This window comes from Mesorhizobium sp. CO1-1-11 (assembly GCF_020164995.1).
GTDB classification, from domain to species: domain Bacteria; phylum Pseudomonadota; class Alphaproteobacteria; order Rhizobiales; family Rhizobiaceae; genus Mesorhizobium; species Mesorhizobium australicum.
The window spans coordinates 33893-50009 of the sequence record NZ_JAIUHE010000018.1 but is presented as its reverse complement, the minus strand read 5'-3'; the positions used below and the strand labels follow the sequence as shown (position 1 = coordinate 50009).

At 64.9% G+C, this 16117-nt stretch carries 19 protein-coding genes; 10 read left to right on the top strand and 9 right to left on the bottom strand.

What is annotated here, in order from left to right; translation table 11 throughout:
• Positions 1-119: 119 nt before the first annotated feature.
• Both LB554_RS21130 and LB554_RS21125 read right to left on the bottom strand, forming a co-directional pair.
• A complete protein-coding gene (locus LB554_RS21130) occupies positions 120-1463 on the bottom strand; it encodes an FAD/NAD(P)-binding protein (RefSeq protein WP_140660307.1) in 1344 nt (447 codons plus the stop codon).
• A 31-nt stretch (positions 1464-1494) separates the two neighbouring features.
• The gene (locus LB554_RS21125; protein ID WP_140619852.1) at positions 1495-1983 is read right to left on the bottom strand and encodes an RrF2 family transcriptional regulator; all 489 of its coding nucleotides are present in this window, start codon (positions 1981-1983) and stop codon (positions 1495-1497) included.
• Positions 1984-2617: 634 nt separating this feature from the next.
• On the opposite strand from LB554_RS21125, the gene tauA reads away from it, so the two are divergent.
• From tauA to LB554_RS21105, 4 genes are all read left to right on the top strand, one after another.
• Positions 2618-3631, top strand: a complete 1014-nt coding sequence (gene tauA / locus LB554_RS21120) for a taurine ABC transporter substrate-binding protein (RefSeq protein ID WP_224586786.1) — start codon at positions 2618-2620, stop codon at positions 3629-3631.
• A gap of 109 nt (positions 3632-3740) precedes the next feature.
• Positions 3741-4514 (top strand): taurine ABC transporter ATP-binding protein, encoded by a 774-nt coding sequence (locus tag LB554_RS21115; protein ID WP_224586784.1) that lies wholly within the window; start codon positions 3741-3743, stop codon positions 4512-4514.
• Positions 4511-5371, top strand: coding sequence for an ABC transporter permease subunit (locus LB554_RS21110; RefSeq protein WP_140823037.1), 861 nt, complete (start codon positions 4511-4513; stop codon positions 5369-5371). The genes LB554_RS21115 and LB554_RS21110 overlap by 4 nt, the downstream gene beginning before the upstream one ends.
• Before the next feature lie 19 nt (positions 5372-5390).
• A complete protein-coding gene (locus LB554_RS21105) occupies positions 5391-5579 on the top strand; it encodes a hypothetical protein (RefSeq protein WP_140619856.1) in 189 nt (62 codons plus the stop codon).
• A 51-nt stretch (positions 5580-5630) separates the two neighbouring features.
• Here the strand turns inward: LB554_RS21105 and LB554_RS21100 are convergent, their stop codons facing one another.
• Positions 5631-5816, bottom strand: coding sequence for a hypothetical protein (locus LB554_RS21100; protein ID WP_224586782.1), 186 nt, complete (start codon positions 5814-5816; stop codon positions 5631-5633).
• A 309-nt stretch (positions 5817-6125) separates the two neighbouring features.
• On the opposite strand from LB554_RS21100, the gene LB554_RS21095 reads away from it, so the two are divergent.
• The 4 genes from LB554_RS21095 to LB554_RS21080 all read left to right on the top strand — a co-directional run bounded on the left by LB554_RS21095 (position 6126) and on the right by LB554_RS21080 (position 9287).
• Positions 6126-6494 carry a septal ring lytic transglycosylase RlpA family protein gene (locus tag LB554_RS21095; protein WP_015314729.1) on the top strand — a complete coding sequence of 123 codons (369 nt, stop codon included), beginning with the start codon at positions 6126-6128 and terminating at the stop codon, positions 6492-6494.
• Between the two features lie 288 nt (positions 6495-6782).
• Positions 6783-8060 carry a polyhydroxyalkanoate depolymerase gene (locus tag LB554_RS21090; protein WP_224586780.1) on the top strand — a complete coding sequence of 426 codons (1278 nt, stop codon included), beginning with the start codon at positions 6783-6785 and terminating at the stop codon, positions 8058-8060.
• A gap of 158 nt (positions 8061-8218) precedes the next feature.
• Complete coding sequence (locus LB554_RS21085; protein WP_224586778.1) at positions 8219-8833, top strand: transglutaminase-like cysteine peptidase; 615 nt, start codon at positions 8219-8221, stop codon at positions 8831-8833.
• A gap of 214 nt (positions 8834-9047) precedes the next feature.
• On the top strand, positions 9048-9287 hold the full coding sequence (locus LB554_RS21080; protein ID WP_224586776.1) for a hypothetical protein: 240 nt from the start codon (positions 9048-9050) through the stop codon (positions 9285-9287).
• Between the two features lie 46 nt (positions 9288-9333).
• Here the strand turns inward: LB554_RS21080 and LB554_RS21075 are convergent, their stop codons facing one another.
• The 4 genes from LB554_RS21075 to LB554_RS21060 are packed head-to-tail and all read right to left on the bottom strand — an operon-like array spanning position 9334 to position 12055.
• On the bottom strand, positions 9334-9702 hold the full coding sequence (locus tag LB554_RS21075) for a helix-turn-helix domain-containing protein (protein ID WP_015314733.1): 369 nt from the start codon (positions 9700-9702) through the stop codon (positions 9334-9336).
• Positions 9699-10229, bottom strand: coding sequence for a Smr/MutS family protein (locus tag LB554_RS21070; protein ID WP_224586749.1), 531 nt, complete (start codon positions 10227-10229; stop codon positions 9699-9701). The genes LB554_RS21075 and LB554_RS21070 overlap by 4 nt, the downstream gene beginning before the upstream one ends.
• Positions 10226-11326: a murein transglycosylase A gene (locus tag LB554_RS21065; RefSeq protein ID WP_224586747.1), complete on the bottom strand. Its 1101-nt coding sequence runs from the start codon at positions 11324-11326 to the stop codon at positions 10226-10228. Before LB554_RS21065 ends, LB554_RS21070 begins: the two co-directional genes overlap by 4 nt.
• 21 nt (positions 11327-11347) lie before the next feature.
• Positions 11348-12055, bottom strand: a complete 708-nt coding sequence (locus LB554_RS21060) for a Tim44/TimA family putative adaptor protein (RefSeq protein ID WP_224586882.1) — start codon at positions 12053-12055, stop codon at positions 11348-11350.
• A gap of 200 nt (positions 12056-12255) precedes the next feature.
• On the opposite strand from LB554_RS21060, the gene LB554_RS21055 reads away from it, so the two are divergent.
• Positions 12256-12753, top strand: coding sequence for an FxsA family protein (locus LB554_RS21055; RefSeq protein WP_140823087.1), 498 nt, complete (start codon positions 12256-12258; stop codon positions 12751-12753).
• 277 nt (positions 12754-13030) lie between these two features.
• Positions 13031-13531: a protein-export chaperone SecB gene (secB, locus tag LB554_RS21050; RefSeq protein WP_015314738.1), complete on the top strand. Its 501-nt coding sequence runs from the start codon at positions 13031-13033 to the stop codon at positions 13529-13531.
• A 330-nt stretch (positions 13532-13861) separates the two neighbouring features.
• On the opposite strand, the gene LB554_RS21045 is transcribed toward secB, so the two are convergent.
• Positions 13862-14713 carry a sugar phosphate isomerase/epimerase family protein gene (locus LB554_RS21045; protein WP_224586745.1) on the bottom strand — a complete coding sequence of 284 codons (852 nt, stop codon included), beginning with the start codon at positions 14711-14713 and terminating at the stop codon, positions 13862-13864.
• Between the two features lie 212 nt (positions 14714-14925).
• Entirely contained in the window at positions 14926-16113 is a 1188-nt protein-coding gene (locus tag LB554_RS21040; protein ID WP_224586743.1) for a Gfo/Idh/MocA family protein, read from the bottom strand.
• Between the last annotated feature and the right edge of the window lie 4 nt (positions 16114-16117).

Sequence of the window (16117 nt, the reverse complement as noted above, 5' to 3'; positions counted from 1 at the left end):
CATAGGGCCGCTCAGGACGAATACCAGACTACGCCCAGCCGAATATGGTGCGATCACGGAAGACGCTCGCGGCTTAAGGCGGGCACCACTTGCCAAAGACAATCGCCGCCTGGGATTGTCTACCCCAGCAACCGCTTGCTCAGCCTGGCGCACTGGACTCGGATATCGGGAATGGCGTCGATCTCGAAGAAGGTGCCTCGCGTCAGCGGGCCGACGGCGAGAATTTTTCGCGAAACGGTGCCATCGGCGGCGATGATCTCGCAATTGGCCGAGACGTCGAGGCCGATGCGCAGCGGGTCCGGCCGCGCCAGGCCGCGGTCGACCAGCGAGCGCACCACGCTGTTCGACGAGGTCGAGATGTCGCGCACGATACCGGAGCAATCATAGATGCGGGCGACGCCGAATGTTTCGAGGCGCTGGGTGTGGCGCGACTGGACCTCCACCGCGAAACCGTCGCCCGGCGTGACGGCGACGACGCGCCCGGCGAGCGGCCGGATGCGGCCCGATTGCACGGCCTCCGTCACCCTGGCGTAGACCTCGGGTGCCATGCGGTGACGATGGATGTCCCACCAGGCCTTGGTGTGCTCGACGAAGCGGCGCTTGGCCGAGGCCGGCCAGTTCTGCCAGATCTTCTGGTTGAAGGGGCGCAGGCCGTCCACCACGTCGCGCCAGTCGACGCCGGCCTTCTGGTTCTGACGGATGAGGTCGCGGAACCAGCCGACGAAATAGGAGAGCTGGGTGCCGAGCGGGATGTCGGCGACGTCGAGCTTGATCGGATTGCCCTTGCGATGCGGCGAGGGCAGCAGGCCGCGCCGCGACACCGCGATGATGTCGCCGCGATGGCCGCGCTGCTCCAGGGAAAGGAATGCATCGACCATGCTCAAGCCCGTGCCCAGCACCAGGATGCGGCTGTCTGGATCGAGCGCGGTGTCGGCTTCCGAGCCCATCCGGATCGCGTGGCCCTGCGCGGGCTGTTCGTCATGGCCGGTGGCGAGCACGGCAAGATGGGCGACCACGCTGGTGCCGTTGGCGAGCGCCACCTCGACCCCGGACGCCGTCGGCGTGATCGACAGGCTCTCCTCGCGGATCAGGCGCAGCCGGCCGGTCTCGCGCTCGCGCGTTTCCAGGTCGTCGAGCAATTCCTTGAGATAACGCGCATAGAGGCTGCGCGGCGCATAGACCGGAGCCTGTTCCGGTGTCGCAAGCCCCCGCTCCAGCAGCCAGCGCCAGAAATTGCCGGGATCGTCGGCATAGGCGCTCATGCCTGCGGCGCTGACATTCAGCACATGCGCCGACAGCAGCGTCGAATAGGCAATGCCCTGGCCAAAATGCGGGCGTTTTTCGATCAATGTGACGCGCAGGTCCGGATTGGGCGATTTGAGCAGATGCGCGGCCAGCACGACGCCGCTGGCGCCGCCGCCGACGATGATGATGGAACGGGTCGGGTTCGTTCGCCCGGTCATGCGCAAGCGAGCCCCATGCGAAGTGCCGGCTTCAGGCCTGGACCTTCACCGCGACCGACAGGTCGTTCCGCACTACCGGCAGGTCGTCCCTCGCGACCGGGAGGTCGTCGGCAATGTCGCGCATCTCGGCGAGGCTGCGCTGGTCGAGCACCTCGGCGATCGCCTGCCGGACTTCCAGCATCAGATGTCGGACTTGGCATGTCGCCTCGTTGCAGTCTTCACAGCGCTGATACTGTGTGCGGCTGGCGCAGGGGATCGGAGCCAGCGGACCGTCGAGGACGCGCACGACGTGGCCGACCTTGATCTCGTCGGCGGGCCGGGCCAGGCGATAGCCGCCCTCCTTGCCCTTCCGGCTCTGGACGAAGCCGGCATTGCGCAGCTCGCCCAGTATAGCGTCGAGGAATTTCTTCGGAATGTTGTTGCCGGTCGCGATATCGCCGACGAAGGCGAGCCGTCCGGCCGGCATGTGCGCGAGATGGACGAGCGCCTTGAGGCCGTACTTGCCTTTTTTGGTGAGCATGAACCGAACGTTTCTCTGTCGTGCGATGGCCTTAGACCATCCGTTGCGAAACGCCTCGCGTGCCTCCCCGCCGCGCCGAAGCCTCCACGACACATAAATTCCAGTGACATGATATACAAGCCAATTGCGATTGATCTTGTTGGATTTTCAACTCGTTGCGGCGATTTTAGGCCCGCCTTGTGACACCGATGACACGGAAACATCGCTTGCTTGCATGAAGGCCTGCAGCCGGAAGCCGGTGACGCCAGCGGTCGCCCGCGATGTGGTGAGTACGGCCCGTCATTCAGCGCCTCCAACCTTATTTGATAAGATTACTATACTTAAGTGGCGGCACGCGGAACTCCATTCTAAATTCTCTGCCATTTGAAGCATTGACTTGCTGGAGGTAGGGAAAATCTGGAATTCTGGTTTGAACCTCTCTGTATCTGCAACGGTCGAGGCGAGCCCTCGGGCAAAGTTGATGGGCTCGCCGCTCTTGGACGACGGCAACCGTCACTTCCGCCGTGGCGGCCCGCCGCCAGTGGCTTTTTTCCAACAAGCTCTCCTCCCTTGGAAGGATTTAACTCTACAAGAACCATGGAATTAGCGAACTATGGACATGCAATCCGGTTTTCCCTTTTCATGGAGCCCTTTGATGCCCACCATTTCGCGACGCATTCTCCTTCTGTCATCGGCCGCCCTCGCCGGCGCCGCCTTCCTCAGCCCGGCGCTCGCCGAAGACCTGAGGATCACCATCGGCTACCAGACGGTGGTCGAACCCTCGAAAGTGCCGCAGGCCGATGGCGCCTATGAAAAGGCGACCAAGGCCAGCATCGACTGGCGCAAATTCGATTCCGGCGCCGATGTCATCGCCGCGGTCGCCTCTGGCTCGGTCGATATCGGCTATGTCGGCTCGAGCCCGCTGGCGGCCGCCGCCAGCCGCGAACTGCCGATCCAGACCATTTTCGTCGTCGGCCTGATCGGGCAATCCGAGGCGCTGGTCGCCCGCAACGGCGCCGGCATCGAGAAGGTCGCAGACCTCGCCGGCAAGAAGGTCGCCGTGCCGTTCGTGTCGACGACGCATTACAGCCTGCTTGCCGCGCTCAAGCACGAGAATGTCGATCCGAAATCGGTCCAGATCCTCAACCTGCGGCCGCCGGAAATCGCCGCCGCCTTCGCGCGCGGCGACATCGACGCCGCCTATGTCTGGGACCCAGCGCTGGGCCAGATCAAGACATCCGGCAAGGTGGTGCTGGATTCCTCGCAGGTCGCCGCCTGGGGCGCGCCAACCTTCGACGCCTGGATCGTGCGCACCGACTTCGCCGAGAAGAACCCGGAAGCCGTGCGCGACTTCGTCAAGGTGACGGGCACCGCCTATGCGGACTATCTCGCCAAGCCCGACGCCTGGTCGGTGTCGTCGTCGCAGGCCGTCGCGATCGCCAAGCTCACCGGCGCCAAGCTGGAAGAGGTGCCGGAGCTGCTCAAGGGTTATGTCTTCCCCACCCTGGAAGAGCAGGCATCCGGGAAGTTCCTCGGCGGCGGTACGGTCAGTGCGATCGCGGCGGCATCCGCCTTCCTCAAGGAGCAAGGCAAGGTCGACGCGGTGCTGCCGGACTATTCGAAATACGTCACTTCGAAATACGTCACCGAGGCGCTGGCCTCGAACTGACGCCTCGCACACGCGGCTCTCCTTCCCACGCCGCGTATTGCCTGTCTCGAAGCCGCAGACGAGGCGCGGTTTTGGGGCCGGCGGATATTCTTCCAATCGGCGAGGGCCCATGCCGCATCTCGTGCTCGACAAGATCTCCATCCAGTATGACGGCCAGCCGGCACCCGCCGTCGAGCACGTGTCGATCGGCGTTGCCAAGAACGATTTCGTCGTCCTTGTCGGCCGCTCCGGCTGCGGCAAGACCTCGCTGCTCAACGTCGCCGCCGGCCTGGTCATACCGGCGCGCGGCAGTGCCACGGTCAATGGCAAGCCGATCACCGGGCCCGGTTCGGACCGGGCCGTGGTGTTCCAGAACGATGCGCTGTTTCCGTGGCTCACGGCGCGCGAGAACGTCGCCTTCGCGCTCAGGCTGCGCGGTGTGAGGCCAGCCGAACGGGCGCGCCGCGCCGATGAACTGCTGGCGCTGGTCAAGCTCGCTGAAGCCGGCGACAAACGCATCTGGGAGCTGTCCGGCGGCATGCGCCAGCGTGTCGGACTTGCCCGGGCGCTCGCCGCCGAACCCGAATTCCTGCTGCTCGACGAGCCGCTCGGCGCGCTCGACGCGCTGACGCGCGAGCGCATGCAGACGACGCTGCTCGACCTTTGGACGGCAAGCCATGCCGGCGTGCTGATGGTGACGCACGGCATCGAGGAGGCGCTGGTGCTCGCCACCCGCATCGTCGTGCTGGCGCCCGGCCCGGGCCGCGTGGTGCGAACCTTCGAGCCGAGCTTCTCCAGGCGTTACGCGGCAGGCGAGCCCATTCGCGCCATCAAGGCCGATCCGGCCTTCGCGGCGGCGCGCGGCGAACTGACCGACGCGATCTTCGAGGGAGAGGCGGCATGACCATTTCCTCCTACACCGAACGGCCCGGTTCAAGGACAGACGAAATCGACGGCCTGTCGGTGCCCTGGTCGAGGCCACGGGCGAAACGGACGGGCGTTTCGGCGCGCATGGTCAGCGCCGCCACCATCCTGGCGGTGCTGGCGCTCTGGACACTGTCGGCCCGCCTGCAACTGGTGTCGCCGGTGTTCCTGCCCTCGCCGCTAGCCGTGTGGAACAAGTTCATCGTGGTTATCAGCGACGGCTTCGTCGACGCGACGCTGCCGCAGCATGTCGTCGCCAGTCTGGGCCGCGTCTTTGCCGCGCTGGTCGCCGCCATCCTGGTCGGCGTGCCGGTGGGGCTCGCCATAGGCATCAGCACGGTGGGGCGCGGCATCTTCGATCCGCTGCTCGAATTCCTGCGGCCGATCCCGCCGCTGGCCTACCTGCCGCTGGTCATCATCTGGTTCGGCATCGGCGAGCCGTCGAAGATCCTGGTGATCGCCATCGCCATGCTGGCGCCGGTCGCGCTGTCGACCGCCTCGGGCGTCCGCGGCGTCTCGCGGGAGCGCGTCAACGCCGCGCGTTCGCTTGGTGCGACTCGACGCCAAGTGGTCCGCCACGTGATCCTGCCCAGCGCCCTGCCCTCGATCCTGACCGGCCTGCGCATCGCGCTCGGCGCCGGCTGGTCGACACTGGTCGCGGCCGAGCTGGTGGCGGCAACGCGCGGGCTTGGCTTCATGATCCAGTCGGCGGCCCAGTTCCTCGTCACCGACGTGGTGATCATGGGCATATTGGTGATCGCCGCCATCGCCTTCGTGCTCGAATTCACCATCCGCCGCATCGAGCGCGTGCTGGTCCCATGGGCGGGGCGGGAATGATCGGAAAAGGAGAATGACGATGACCCATTCCACCGCCGTGTTGTTTGCCCATGTCAGCGCCTGGCTGCTCGGCCTTGCTTCCGACGAGAAAGCGGCAAGTGACGACAGCCCGCGCTCGCCGGCGCCGGTCCATCTCCGCGCCGGGCGCGATCGCCTGCCACCGCGCGACGAGAGTTTTTACTGGGCCTGGCAGTACTGGTCCCAGTGAACGCAGTCGCCACGGGCGGCGCGCTCGGCAGCGGGCGCGCTTGCTCGAAAATCAACCATGCCCACGGTTCGCCCATACCAGGCCGGCCAGGCCGACCAGCATGGCGGCGAGGCCGATATAGAGCCATTGCGATTGGCCGGTCATGAAACTGCCGCCGACCACGCCGATCCGTTGCAGCGACCACAACGCACCGATCGCCAGCACAATCAACGCCAGCAGATTTTTGGTCAGTCTCATTGTCGGATCTCGCTTTCCCAGTCGATCGAGAGCGGCGCCACAGCCGCGATGAAAGAGCCAAAGGAAGTGGCTCGATCCCAGCGGTTTCTACTTGGAGATTAATCCCGGATCTTGTCAAACGGATCTCGGATATCGGCACGAACATCATCGATAACTGATGAAATCTGGTCCGAAAATCCCTGACAAACTGTTACCCCCTGACTCCAAACGTGTGATCTTGCCATGGAACCGCCAGATCACTGCCGCATTTCCTGCCTTATTTCCCACCTAACGGCTTGGGTCTGTCAAAAACGGAGCCATCCCCCAAATATGAAGACCACGAAACAGACCGCGCTTGTCGCGGTAACGATCGCTGCTGGCCTGATGGTCGGCGCCTCCGCCACTTCGGCAACCGCCGCCGCCGGCCAGTGTGGCCGCGCTTCCTGGTACGCGCTGCACTCGAGGACCGCATCGGGCGAGCGTATGAACCCCTCGGCGATGACCGCCGCCCACCGCACGCTGCCTTTCGGCACCAAATTGCGGGTCACCAACAAGAACAACGGCCGCAGCGTCGTCGTGCGGATCAACGATCGCGGTCCCTTCATCAAGGGCCGGGTGCTCGACCTGTCGAAAGGCGCCGCCGGCCAGCTCGGCTTCATCGGCTCCGGACAGACCTCCGTCTGCATGGCGCGCGTCTGATTTGACCCTCTCCTGACCATGAGCCTTCCCGACCGCGGATCAGCGCAGCAACCGGGAACTTTCGGGATCATGGTCAGGCGGGCGCGAGAGCCTGACACATATCCTACACATTTCGGCACTGCACATTGAGCCGGCTGGGCCGGCCGTGCCCGGTTTTCAAGGCCTTCGGCGAAAGAAGCATTGGTCACGCCACGTGACGTATTGCATCGCAGCAATTAGTTGTTAACTTCCCCGCGAGACATCTAGGGCTCGGCGCTGATCGTCGTCCCTTCGGTCGCGGGGTAACGTATGTTCTACCAGCTCTACGAAATGAACCACGCGGCCTTGCAGCCGGCGCGGCTCTATGCCGACGCGGTCCGGTTGTTCTACTCTAACCCGCTCAACCCGGTTTCGCATACGCCCTGGGGCCGTTCCATCGCGGCCGGCGCCGAACTGTTCGAGCGCACCACGCGCCGCTACGGCAAGCCGCGATTCGGCCTCGCGAAGACGGTGGTCGACTGGAAGAGCGTCGCGGTCACCGAGAAGACCGTCTGGTCGAAGCCGTTCTGCAATCTCGTCCGGTTCGAGCGCGCCGTTCCCGCCGGGCGCAAGGCCGACCCGAAGCTTTTGATCGTGGCTCCGATGTCGGGCCATTATGCCACGCTGCTGCGCGGCACGGTCGAGGCGATGCTGCCCTATGCCGATGTCCATATCACCGACTGGGTCGACGCCCGCATGGTGCCGCTGGCCGATGGCAGCTTCGATCTCGACGACTATATCGACTACGTCATCGACATGCTGCACACGCTGGGTCCGGACACGCATGTGATGGCCGTGTGCCAGCCTTCCGTGCCGGTGCTTGCGGCGGTGGCGCTGATGGAGGCGAAGGGCGATCCCTTCGTGCCTTCGACGATGACCCTGATGGGCGGGCCGATCGACACCCGCCGCAACCCGACCGCCGTCAATCTGCTGGCCAAGGAAAAGGGCATCGACTGGTTCCGCGACAACGTCGTCATGCGCGCGCCCTGGCCAGTGCCGGGCTTCGGCCGCGAGGTCTATCCCGGTTTCCTGCAGCTTTCGGGCTTCATGAGCATGAACCTCGACCGCCACATCATCGCCCACAAGGAATTCTTCATGAACCTTGTGAAGCACGATGGCGACAATGCCGAAAAACACCGCGACTTCTATGACGAATATCTGGCGGTGATGGACCTGACGGCGGAGTTCTATCTGCAGACGGTCGACACGGTCTTCGTGCGCCATGCGCTGCCCAAGGGCGAGATGACGCATCGCGGCACCAGGATCGATCCGTCCGTGATACGCAATGTTGCCCTGTTCACGGTCGAGGGCGAGAATGACGACATTTCGGGTCTTGGCCAGACCAGGGCGGCGCAGGATTTGTGCGTCAACATCCCCGCCGACAAGAAGGCCCACTACATGCAGCCGGCAGTCGGCCATTACGGCGTCTTCAACGGCTCGCGCTTCCGCTCCGAGATCGTGCCGCGCATCGTCGACTTCATCACCAGCTATGGCCGCCAGAACCGCGTCGCGGTGAAGCCGAAGCTGGTTCGCACCGCCAAGCGGTAGGCGGTTTTGAACGGAACCGTCCGCGGGTCCGATTCCGTTGCACAAGTGCCGCTCTGCCTCCTCGCGGGTAACCATGCTGCAAATCAGGCCGATGTCGTAATTGACACGGAGTGTAAATCGCCCTTAACGTTTCGTTAACAACAGGGCGAGCGGGGACAATGAATTCCTCAACCATGCAAAGGCTGCGCGTATGCGCGGCAGCAGGGCTGGCGTTAACGGGGGGCTGGATGGCACCGGCCTGGGCTTCGGGCGCCATGGCGACCGGGGGCCTCACCTCGCAGCCGATCGGCCACTACGATTTCTGCAAGCAGCGTCCGGGCGAATGTTCGATCCGCCCGGCCAATCTCGCGCCGGCGGTGCTGACCGACGGGTTGATGCGCAAGCTGGTCAACGTCACCGCCAGGGTCAATGCCGCCGTCAAGCCGATGAGCGACATGGACATCTACGGCAAGGACGAGGTCTGGGCCTATCCGGACAAGGGCGTCGGCGATTGCGAGGACTATGTGCTGGAGAAGCGGCGCCAGCTGTCCCGCATGGGCATATCGCTCGCCGATCTCCTGATAACCGTGGTCCGCAAGCCCGACGGTGAAGGCCACGCCGTGCTGACGGTGCGCACCGACGGCGGCGACTATGTGCTGGACAATCTGACCGACAAGGTCAAGTTCTGGGACCAGACCGGCTACCGCTTCCTCAAGCGCCAGGCGATCGACAACACCGGCCGCTGGGTCTCGATCCGCGGCGGCCAGCAGGTTCTGGTCGGCTCGGTGCAGTAGGGCCATAGCGGGGCACCTGCCTGAGGCGGCGCCACCCCAGCGCTTCGTGGAGGTTCCGCCAATCTCTGGGGCCTCTGCCATTGCCGCACTGCCTTGACCCACGGCTCCCTTTGGGGACCCTCCAGAAAATTTCCGCATCCCTCCGTGAACCATTTCCGTTCGCCCGGCGACACACAGCCGTGAACCGAACCAACCCAAATCATGGAGACTTCAAATGACTGCTTTTCTGCGCAACACGCTTCTCGCCGCCGCCGCCGTTTCGGCGCTCACCGGATCAGCTCTGGCCGGGCAGACCATTCCAAGCTGCGCCAACACCAACCTCGACGATTCGTGGGCCGGCCGCTGTTGCGGCGAGGCCGGCGCGTCGGACTGCCTGGGCGGTGGAAATGGCGGCCAGGGCCATGGCGACCATGGTCGTGGCGGCAATGGCGGCAGCACGGCCGGCAAGAATTGATCGCACCACGGCTGCCCGCCGGCTGCTCGCCGGCGGGCACTGTCTTCTACGATCGCCGGCCCAATGCCGCGCGGATCGAAGCAGTGATGCGCAGAAGCTCGGCCTCGTCGAGTTTCTCGATGGTCTCGGCCAGAAGATTGGCAAGTTCGGTGGCGGCGGGGGACAGGCCTGACGTATCGAGTTTCACCCGCGGATGCGAGGTTTCGGCCAGCCGCGCCAGTTCCTCGGCATCGTCCCAGATGATGTTGAAATAACCGATGATCTTCTGGATCAGCGTCCAGGTCGGCGCGCCGCGCCGGCCATGCTCGAGCGCTGAGAGATAGGCGGCGCTGACGCCGATCGCCGCCGCCATGTCCTTCTGGCTGACGCCGCGCTCGGCCCGCAGCGCCCGCAGCCGCTCGCCGAACGGCGTCATGAGCGCGCCCGCCGCAGCCTGACATAAAGCGCGCCCGAGCCGCCATGGTTGCGGGCGGCATGGTCGTGGCTGGAGACCAGTGGCCGGAACGCGGGTGTCGACAGCCAGGCCGGGACGGCGCGCCGCAAGATGCCATCGCCGCCCGAGGAAGACCCCTTGCCGGTGATGACCAGCACATAGCGGACGCCGCCGGCATGCGCCCGGTGCAGGAACGAGAACAGCAGCGAATAGGCCTCGTCCTGCGTCATGCCGTGCAGGTCGACGCGGCCCTCGATCGGCAGCCGGCCTTTTTGCAGCTTGTCCAGCGTCGGCTCGTCGAGCCGGTGCGTGACATGCTGGATTTTCGGTTTTGCAACAGCCGTCGCGTTGGCGGCGGGCTGGACCGGCTGCGCCGGCGCCGGCCTGGCATCGACGGCCATGTCCGGAATGTCGACCGCGGCGTGGCCCTTGAGCGGCTTGGCGGTGCGCGCCACCAGGTTCCACAGCACCCGGTCGTCGTCGCTGAGTTTATCGCCGCGCTTGCTCATCTCGCGCCCCCGGCCAGCGCTCGCGGCACCAGCGCATAAAAATCGGCGGCGTCGCGCACCACGCCGGCGATCTCGCCGGCGGCATCGCCCGAGCCGGCGAACAGGTCGCCCCGCGCCGGCCCTGTTATGGCCGAGCCGGTGTCCTGTGCGATCATCAGCCGCCGGAACGGGTTTTTGTCGAAGGCGGTGAGCGTCGGCGCGTCGATGTAAAAAGGCGTGCCGAATGTGTGCAGCAGCCGGTCGACGGCCATCGAGCGGCCTGGCGTCAGCGGCACCTTGGCGGCCGCGATCGGACCGAGCGCGGCATCATCCACTGCAGCCTCGCGGAAGAAGATGTAGGAGCGGTTTTGCCACAGGATCTCGTCGACCCGCCCAGGATGCGCCTTGAACCAGGCGCGGATCGACTGCATCGTCACTTCGGCCAGCGGGATTTCGCCGAGCCCGCTCAGGATTTTGCCGGGACCAGTAAAGCGCTGGCCTGACTTGGCGGCGTAGGTGACGCGGCAAAGCCGCCCGTCGGTCATGACAAGCCGGGCCGCGCCTTGGACATGGATGAAGAAGGCATCGACCTTGTCGGCCAGCCAGGCAATCTCCAGCCCCTGGCCGGCGAGCGCTCCGCGCTCGATCGCGCCACGGTCGGGATATTCGGCCAGCCCGTCGGCGGTCCGGCGCGCGAAGGCGAGGTAAGGATCCATCCCGGCGGGCCGGTTGGTGTCGTCGACATCGACGAGATCGGCCGGACGCGACAGCAGCGGCACGGCAAAATGCTCCGTCCGCACCGGCGAGGCCTCGACTTGCGGTTCGTAGAAACCGGTGACGAGGCCGGCGCCGGTTTCGGGCCGGACCAGCATGGGGACAAAATGGCGCTCGAAGAAGGCGCGCGCTTCGGACGAACTGGCGGCGGGGGCTTCGCGTGCTTGCGCATAGGCCTCGGCGAAGGCGCCGAAGTCGACGCCCAGCGCGCCGCTGCGATAGGGTTTTACCGGCACATGGAAGGCGGACCGGGCAAAGGCGGCGAAAGCCGGCAGATGGTCGTCGTCGCCCCAGCCGGGCAGGTCGCCGAAGGACCTTTCAACAAGGAGAGGCGACAGCGACACCGGAGCCTGCCTTTGCCGGACTCAGTCTTCTTCTTCGGTGGCGACGAGCTTCCAGTTCGGATCGCGCGAGCGTGTGTCGCGGGCGAAGGTCCAGACATCCTTGACCTCGGCCACCGTCTCGGGATCGCCGTCGATGACCGTACCGGCCTGGTCGCGCGTCGCCGAGATCAGCTCGCTGATGATGCGCAGCGTCACATGCGCCTCGCCGCCCTTCATCTCGGCCGAGACGATGTCGGCCTTGTCGATGCCGACGAAGGAGGACTGGATCTTCTCCGACTTGGCCTCGCGCTCGCCGATCGCGGCGACGAAGCCGTCATAGACCTCGCGCGACAGAAGGTTCTTCAGCGTTTTGCGGTCGCCGTCGGCATAGGCCATGACGATCATTTCGTAAGCCATCTTGGCGCCGTCGATGAACCCCTTGGGATCGAAGGACGGGTCATTGTCCTTGATCGCGCGCAGGCCCTTGTTGAGATCGGTGTCGGGCTTGGCGAAGGCGTCGATGGCCGTGTAGGCGTCGGCCGGCGCCGGCTCGCCGGGCGCCCGCTTGCGCGGCAGCGAAACGACATTCTCGGGCTTCTGCGTGGCGTCCTTGTCGGTGCGCGCCGCCGTGTAGGGGTCGAAGGGCGGCCGCTCGCTACCGGTCCGGCGGCCCAGCACGTTGCGCAGCTGGAAGAAGATCACCACCGCCGCGATCAGGAAGAAAATCGTGCCGAAGTCGAAGAAGCCCATATTTTCCGCCAATCAATCCCTGCCTCTAAGCCGGACCGTCCAGCCCAGCAGGCCGCGGTCGCATAGCGTTCACCATTCAAAGCATATAGAACGCAAGGCGCAATCATTCAAATCAAAGGCAGGCATACCTATCTAACAGCCTCCGTGCCAGCGGCGATTGGCCGCCAGCGGGACAAAACAATCGAATGATCGGTAAAGACTTGCGCATTTCGCTGCTTCCCCTCTTTCTCCTCGCGCTTCCGCTGCTGGAAATCGCCGGTTTCGTCGTCGTCGGCCGTGAGGTCGGCGCGCTGGCGACGGTCGGCCTGGTGCTGGCCTCGAGCTTCGCCGGCGTGCTTTTGCTGCGCCACCAGGGTTTCGGCGTCATGACCCGCATCCGCACCGAGATGGCCGCCGGCCGCGACCCCAGCGGCCAGCTCGCCCATGGCGCCATGATCGTGGTCGCGGCGATCCTGCTGATCATTCCCGGTTTCATCACGGACATTGTCGGCCTGCTCCTGTTCCTGCCGCCGGTGCGCGACCTTGCCTGGAGCAGGCTGAAGGGCCGCATCGTCGTGGCCAGCAATTTCTCCACCGGCGGCTTCCGCCGTCAGCGCGACAAGGTCATCGACCTCGACGACGGCGACTATTCGCGCGAGGACGACCTCAAGCGCGGCCCCGACCACAATTCGCCTTGGCGGCGGCTGAAGGACGATTGAGACTGCATCGATATTCAGGTGATGCCGGTCTGCAAAGGGCGGCTTCCTGCGCTTCCGGTGCTCACGTACTTCAAGTACGCTCCGCTCCGGTTCTCGGAAACCACCCTTTTCGCCTCGGCCTGACCTGAATCTCGATGCAGTCTGGGTCCGCTCCGGTCACACGGCGGCAAACCTTGTCTTGTCATGCCGGCCATGGTAGCGAACGCCCGATTTCAATTCGGTCAGCCCCGATTCAATTCGGTGAGCGAGACTGCCCAGGGGAAAAGGATAGTGGCTCATGGCCAGCAATGATGACGCGCCGGTCGGCGCCAATGGCAACGGCAACGCGGCACAGCCGTCGCTCAACGTGCTGGCCCAGTATGTGAAGGACCTGTCCTTCGAAAGCCCCGGCGCGCCGAACTCGTTGCGCGGCCGCGACAAGGCGCCCGGCATCGCCATCAACGTCAACGTCAACGCCAACCCGCTCTCCGACAAGCAGTTCGACGTCAATCTGACGCTGAACGCCAAGGCCTCCTTCGACCAGGAAGTGCTGTTCAACGTCGAGCTGGTCTATGGCGGCGTCTTCGCCATTTCGGGCTTCCCGCAGGAGCACATGCTGCCGATCCTGTTCATCGAATGTCCGCGCCTGCTGTTCCCCTTCGCCCGCCAGATCATCGCCGAGGCGACGCGCAATGGCGGCTTCCCGCCGCTGATGCTGGACCCGATCGACTTCGCGCAGATGTTCCAGCAGAAGCTGGCCGAAGACCAGGCCGCGTCCTCCAAGACCCAGGTGAGCTGATCCTCGTCTGACAGGCATCGCTTGAAAAACCCGGCCTCGCGCCGGGTTTTTTGTTCTGGTGGATTGACCGATCGCGCCATGGGTCGACCCCCACTCCGTCGAGCTTCGCTCGACACCTCTCCCCCGGTCGACGGGGTAGAGGAAAGGCACCAGACTGTCCGATCCGCGCTTGTCCCCGAAGGCCGAGGCTCTCTTCGTGTCCCGGCGCCACCAAGCCCCTTCCTCTCCCTCCGGAGGGGGGAGAGGTGGCTCGGCGAAGCCGAGACGGAGTGGGGGAACCACCTGGCAAGCGACGCGAACACAAATAGAAAATGGACCAGACGTAGGCGCCTAAGCCGCCTTCCTCCACCCGTCCCTGATATGCCTGTACCCATCGCGATAGACGGCTTCCGGCGTCTCGGAAAAATCCCGCCACACCTTGGTCGCCGCCGCCAGATCCTTCAGCGAGCGACCGAACGCTTCGATCGTCAGCCAGTCGTCATAGCCGCTCTTGCGAATGGCGGAAAAAGTTTCCTTCCACGGAATGTTGCCACGCCCCGGCACGCCGCGATCGTTCTCCGATATATGAATATGCACGACATTGCCCCGGTGCTTCGTATAGGCGCCGATCGGGTCGGCTTCCTCGATATTGGCGTGGAACGTGTCGTACATTGCCTTGATGTGCGGCCGGTCAATGGCATCGATATGCTCCGACAGGTCGGCCATGGTGTTGAGGAGGTAGCATTCGAAGCGGTTCAGCGCCTCGAGCCCGACGGTGACGTTGCGCTTGCCGGCATGGTCGCCGATGGCACGCTGCGAGGCGATCGAGCGCTTCTTTTCGGCGACGGTCGGTCCGGACCCGGAAAAGGCGCCGAGCGTCGAATGCAACGGTCCGCTCAGCGTGCGGGCGCCAAGCGCATCGGCGCAATCGATGGCCCATTTCATGTAGTCGACACCGGCCTTGCGCGTTGCCGCATCGGCCGAAATCAGGTTCATCGCCGGATCGCCCATGGCTGACACAGCGGTCCGCTCCAGCCCGATACGGTCGAGCAATTCGCCCAGTTTCCTGTAGTCGTCCGGCGTGCCGGCGAAGATCGGGATTTCGACACCGTCGAAGCCGGTTGCCTTGATGTCTCGAAGCAGCGGCTCGTGCTTCTTCGATACCGCCGTCGTCCACAAGAACATGCACATGCCGATCTTCATCGACGCCCTCCCTTTTTGGCGGCCGGCCGATTGCACCGCCGGTGTTCGCCACTCCCCTCATCCGGCCGCTTCGCGGCCACCTTCTCCCTGAGAGGGAGAAGAGATATGCGCCAACGCCTCCTCTCCCCCTCGGGGAGAGGTCGGATTGCCCCGAATTGCCTTTCGCAATTCGGTTGGCTATCCGGGTGAGGGCCCTCGTTACTCGGCGCCTCTTACAGCTTGGTCCAGGCCCCGTTCTTCTTCGACGACTTCACGCAGGCCTCGATGAAGGCCATGCCCTCGACGCCGTCCTGGATGGTCGGGAAGACGACATCCTTTGCTGGCTTGCCACCCTTCTTGCGTGCCGCGCGGATGGCCCGTGCGGCCTCCTGGTAGATGTTGGCGAAGCCTTCGAGGTAACCCTCGGGATGGCCTGACGGGACGCGGCTGACGCGGCCCGCCACCGGCAGCGCACCGGCGCCGCTGCGGGTGATCAGCTGTTTCGGCTGGCCGAAGGGCGTGTACCAGAGATAGTTGGGATCGGCCTGCACCCATTCCAGCCCGCCCTTCGAACCGTAGATGCGCAGCTTCAGGCCGTTCTCATGCCCGGGCGCCACCTGGCTCGCCCAGATCATGCCCTTGGCCGGATGCGTTTTCCCCGTCGGCTTGAAACGCAGCATGACGTTGACATTGTCGTCGAGCAGCCTGCCCGGCACGAAGGCGTCGAGATCGGCCGACAGGGAGTCGAGTTCGAGCCCGGAGACGAAGCGGGCGAGATTGTAGGCATGGGTGCCGATATCGCCGAGCGCGCCGCCGGCGCCCGCCTGCTTGGGGTCTGAACGCCAAGCCGCCTGCTTCTGGCCGGTGGCGGCGAGGTCCTCGGTCAGCCAGTCCTGCGGATATTCCGACTGCACGATGCGGATGTCGCCGAGCACGCCCTTGGCGACCATTTCGCGCGCCTGCCGCACCATCGGATAGGCGGTGTAGTTGTGGGTGAGCACGAACACCTTGCCGGTCTTTTCGACGATCGCCGCAAGCCTTTTCGCCTCGGCCAGGGTCGTTGCCAGCGGCTTGTCGCAGATCACGTGGATGCCTGCTTCCAGGAAGGCCTTGGCCGCCGGCACATGCACGTTGTTGGGAGTGACGATGGCCACCGCCTCGATGCCATCCGAGCGCTTCGCCTCGGCCTTGGCCATTTCGGCGTAGGACGCATAGCTGCGCGAGGGATCGAGCCCCAGTTCGGCGGCCGAGGCTTTCGCACGCCCCGGATCGGCCGACAGGGCGCCGGCGACCAGCACGAAATCATTGTCCATGCGCGCCGCGATCCGGTGCACCGCGCCGATGAATGCGCCCTGCCCGCCGCCGACCATGCCGTAGCGGATCGGGCCGCCTCCCGTTTCCGACTTCGATGCACCAACCATGTCT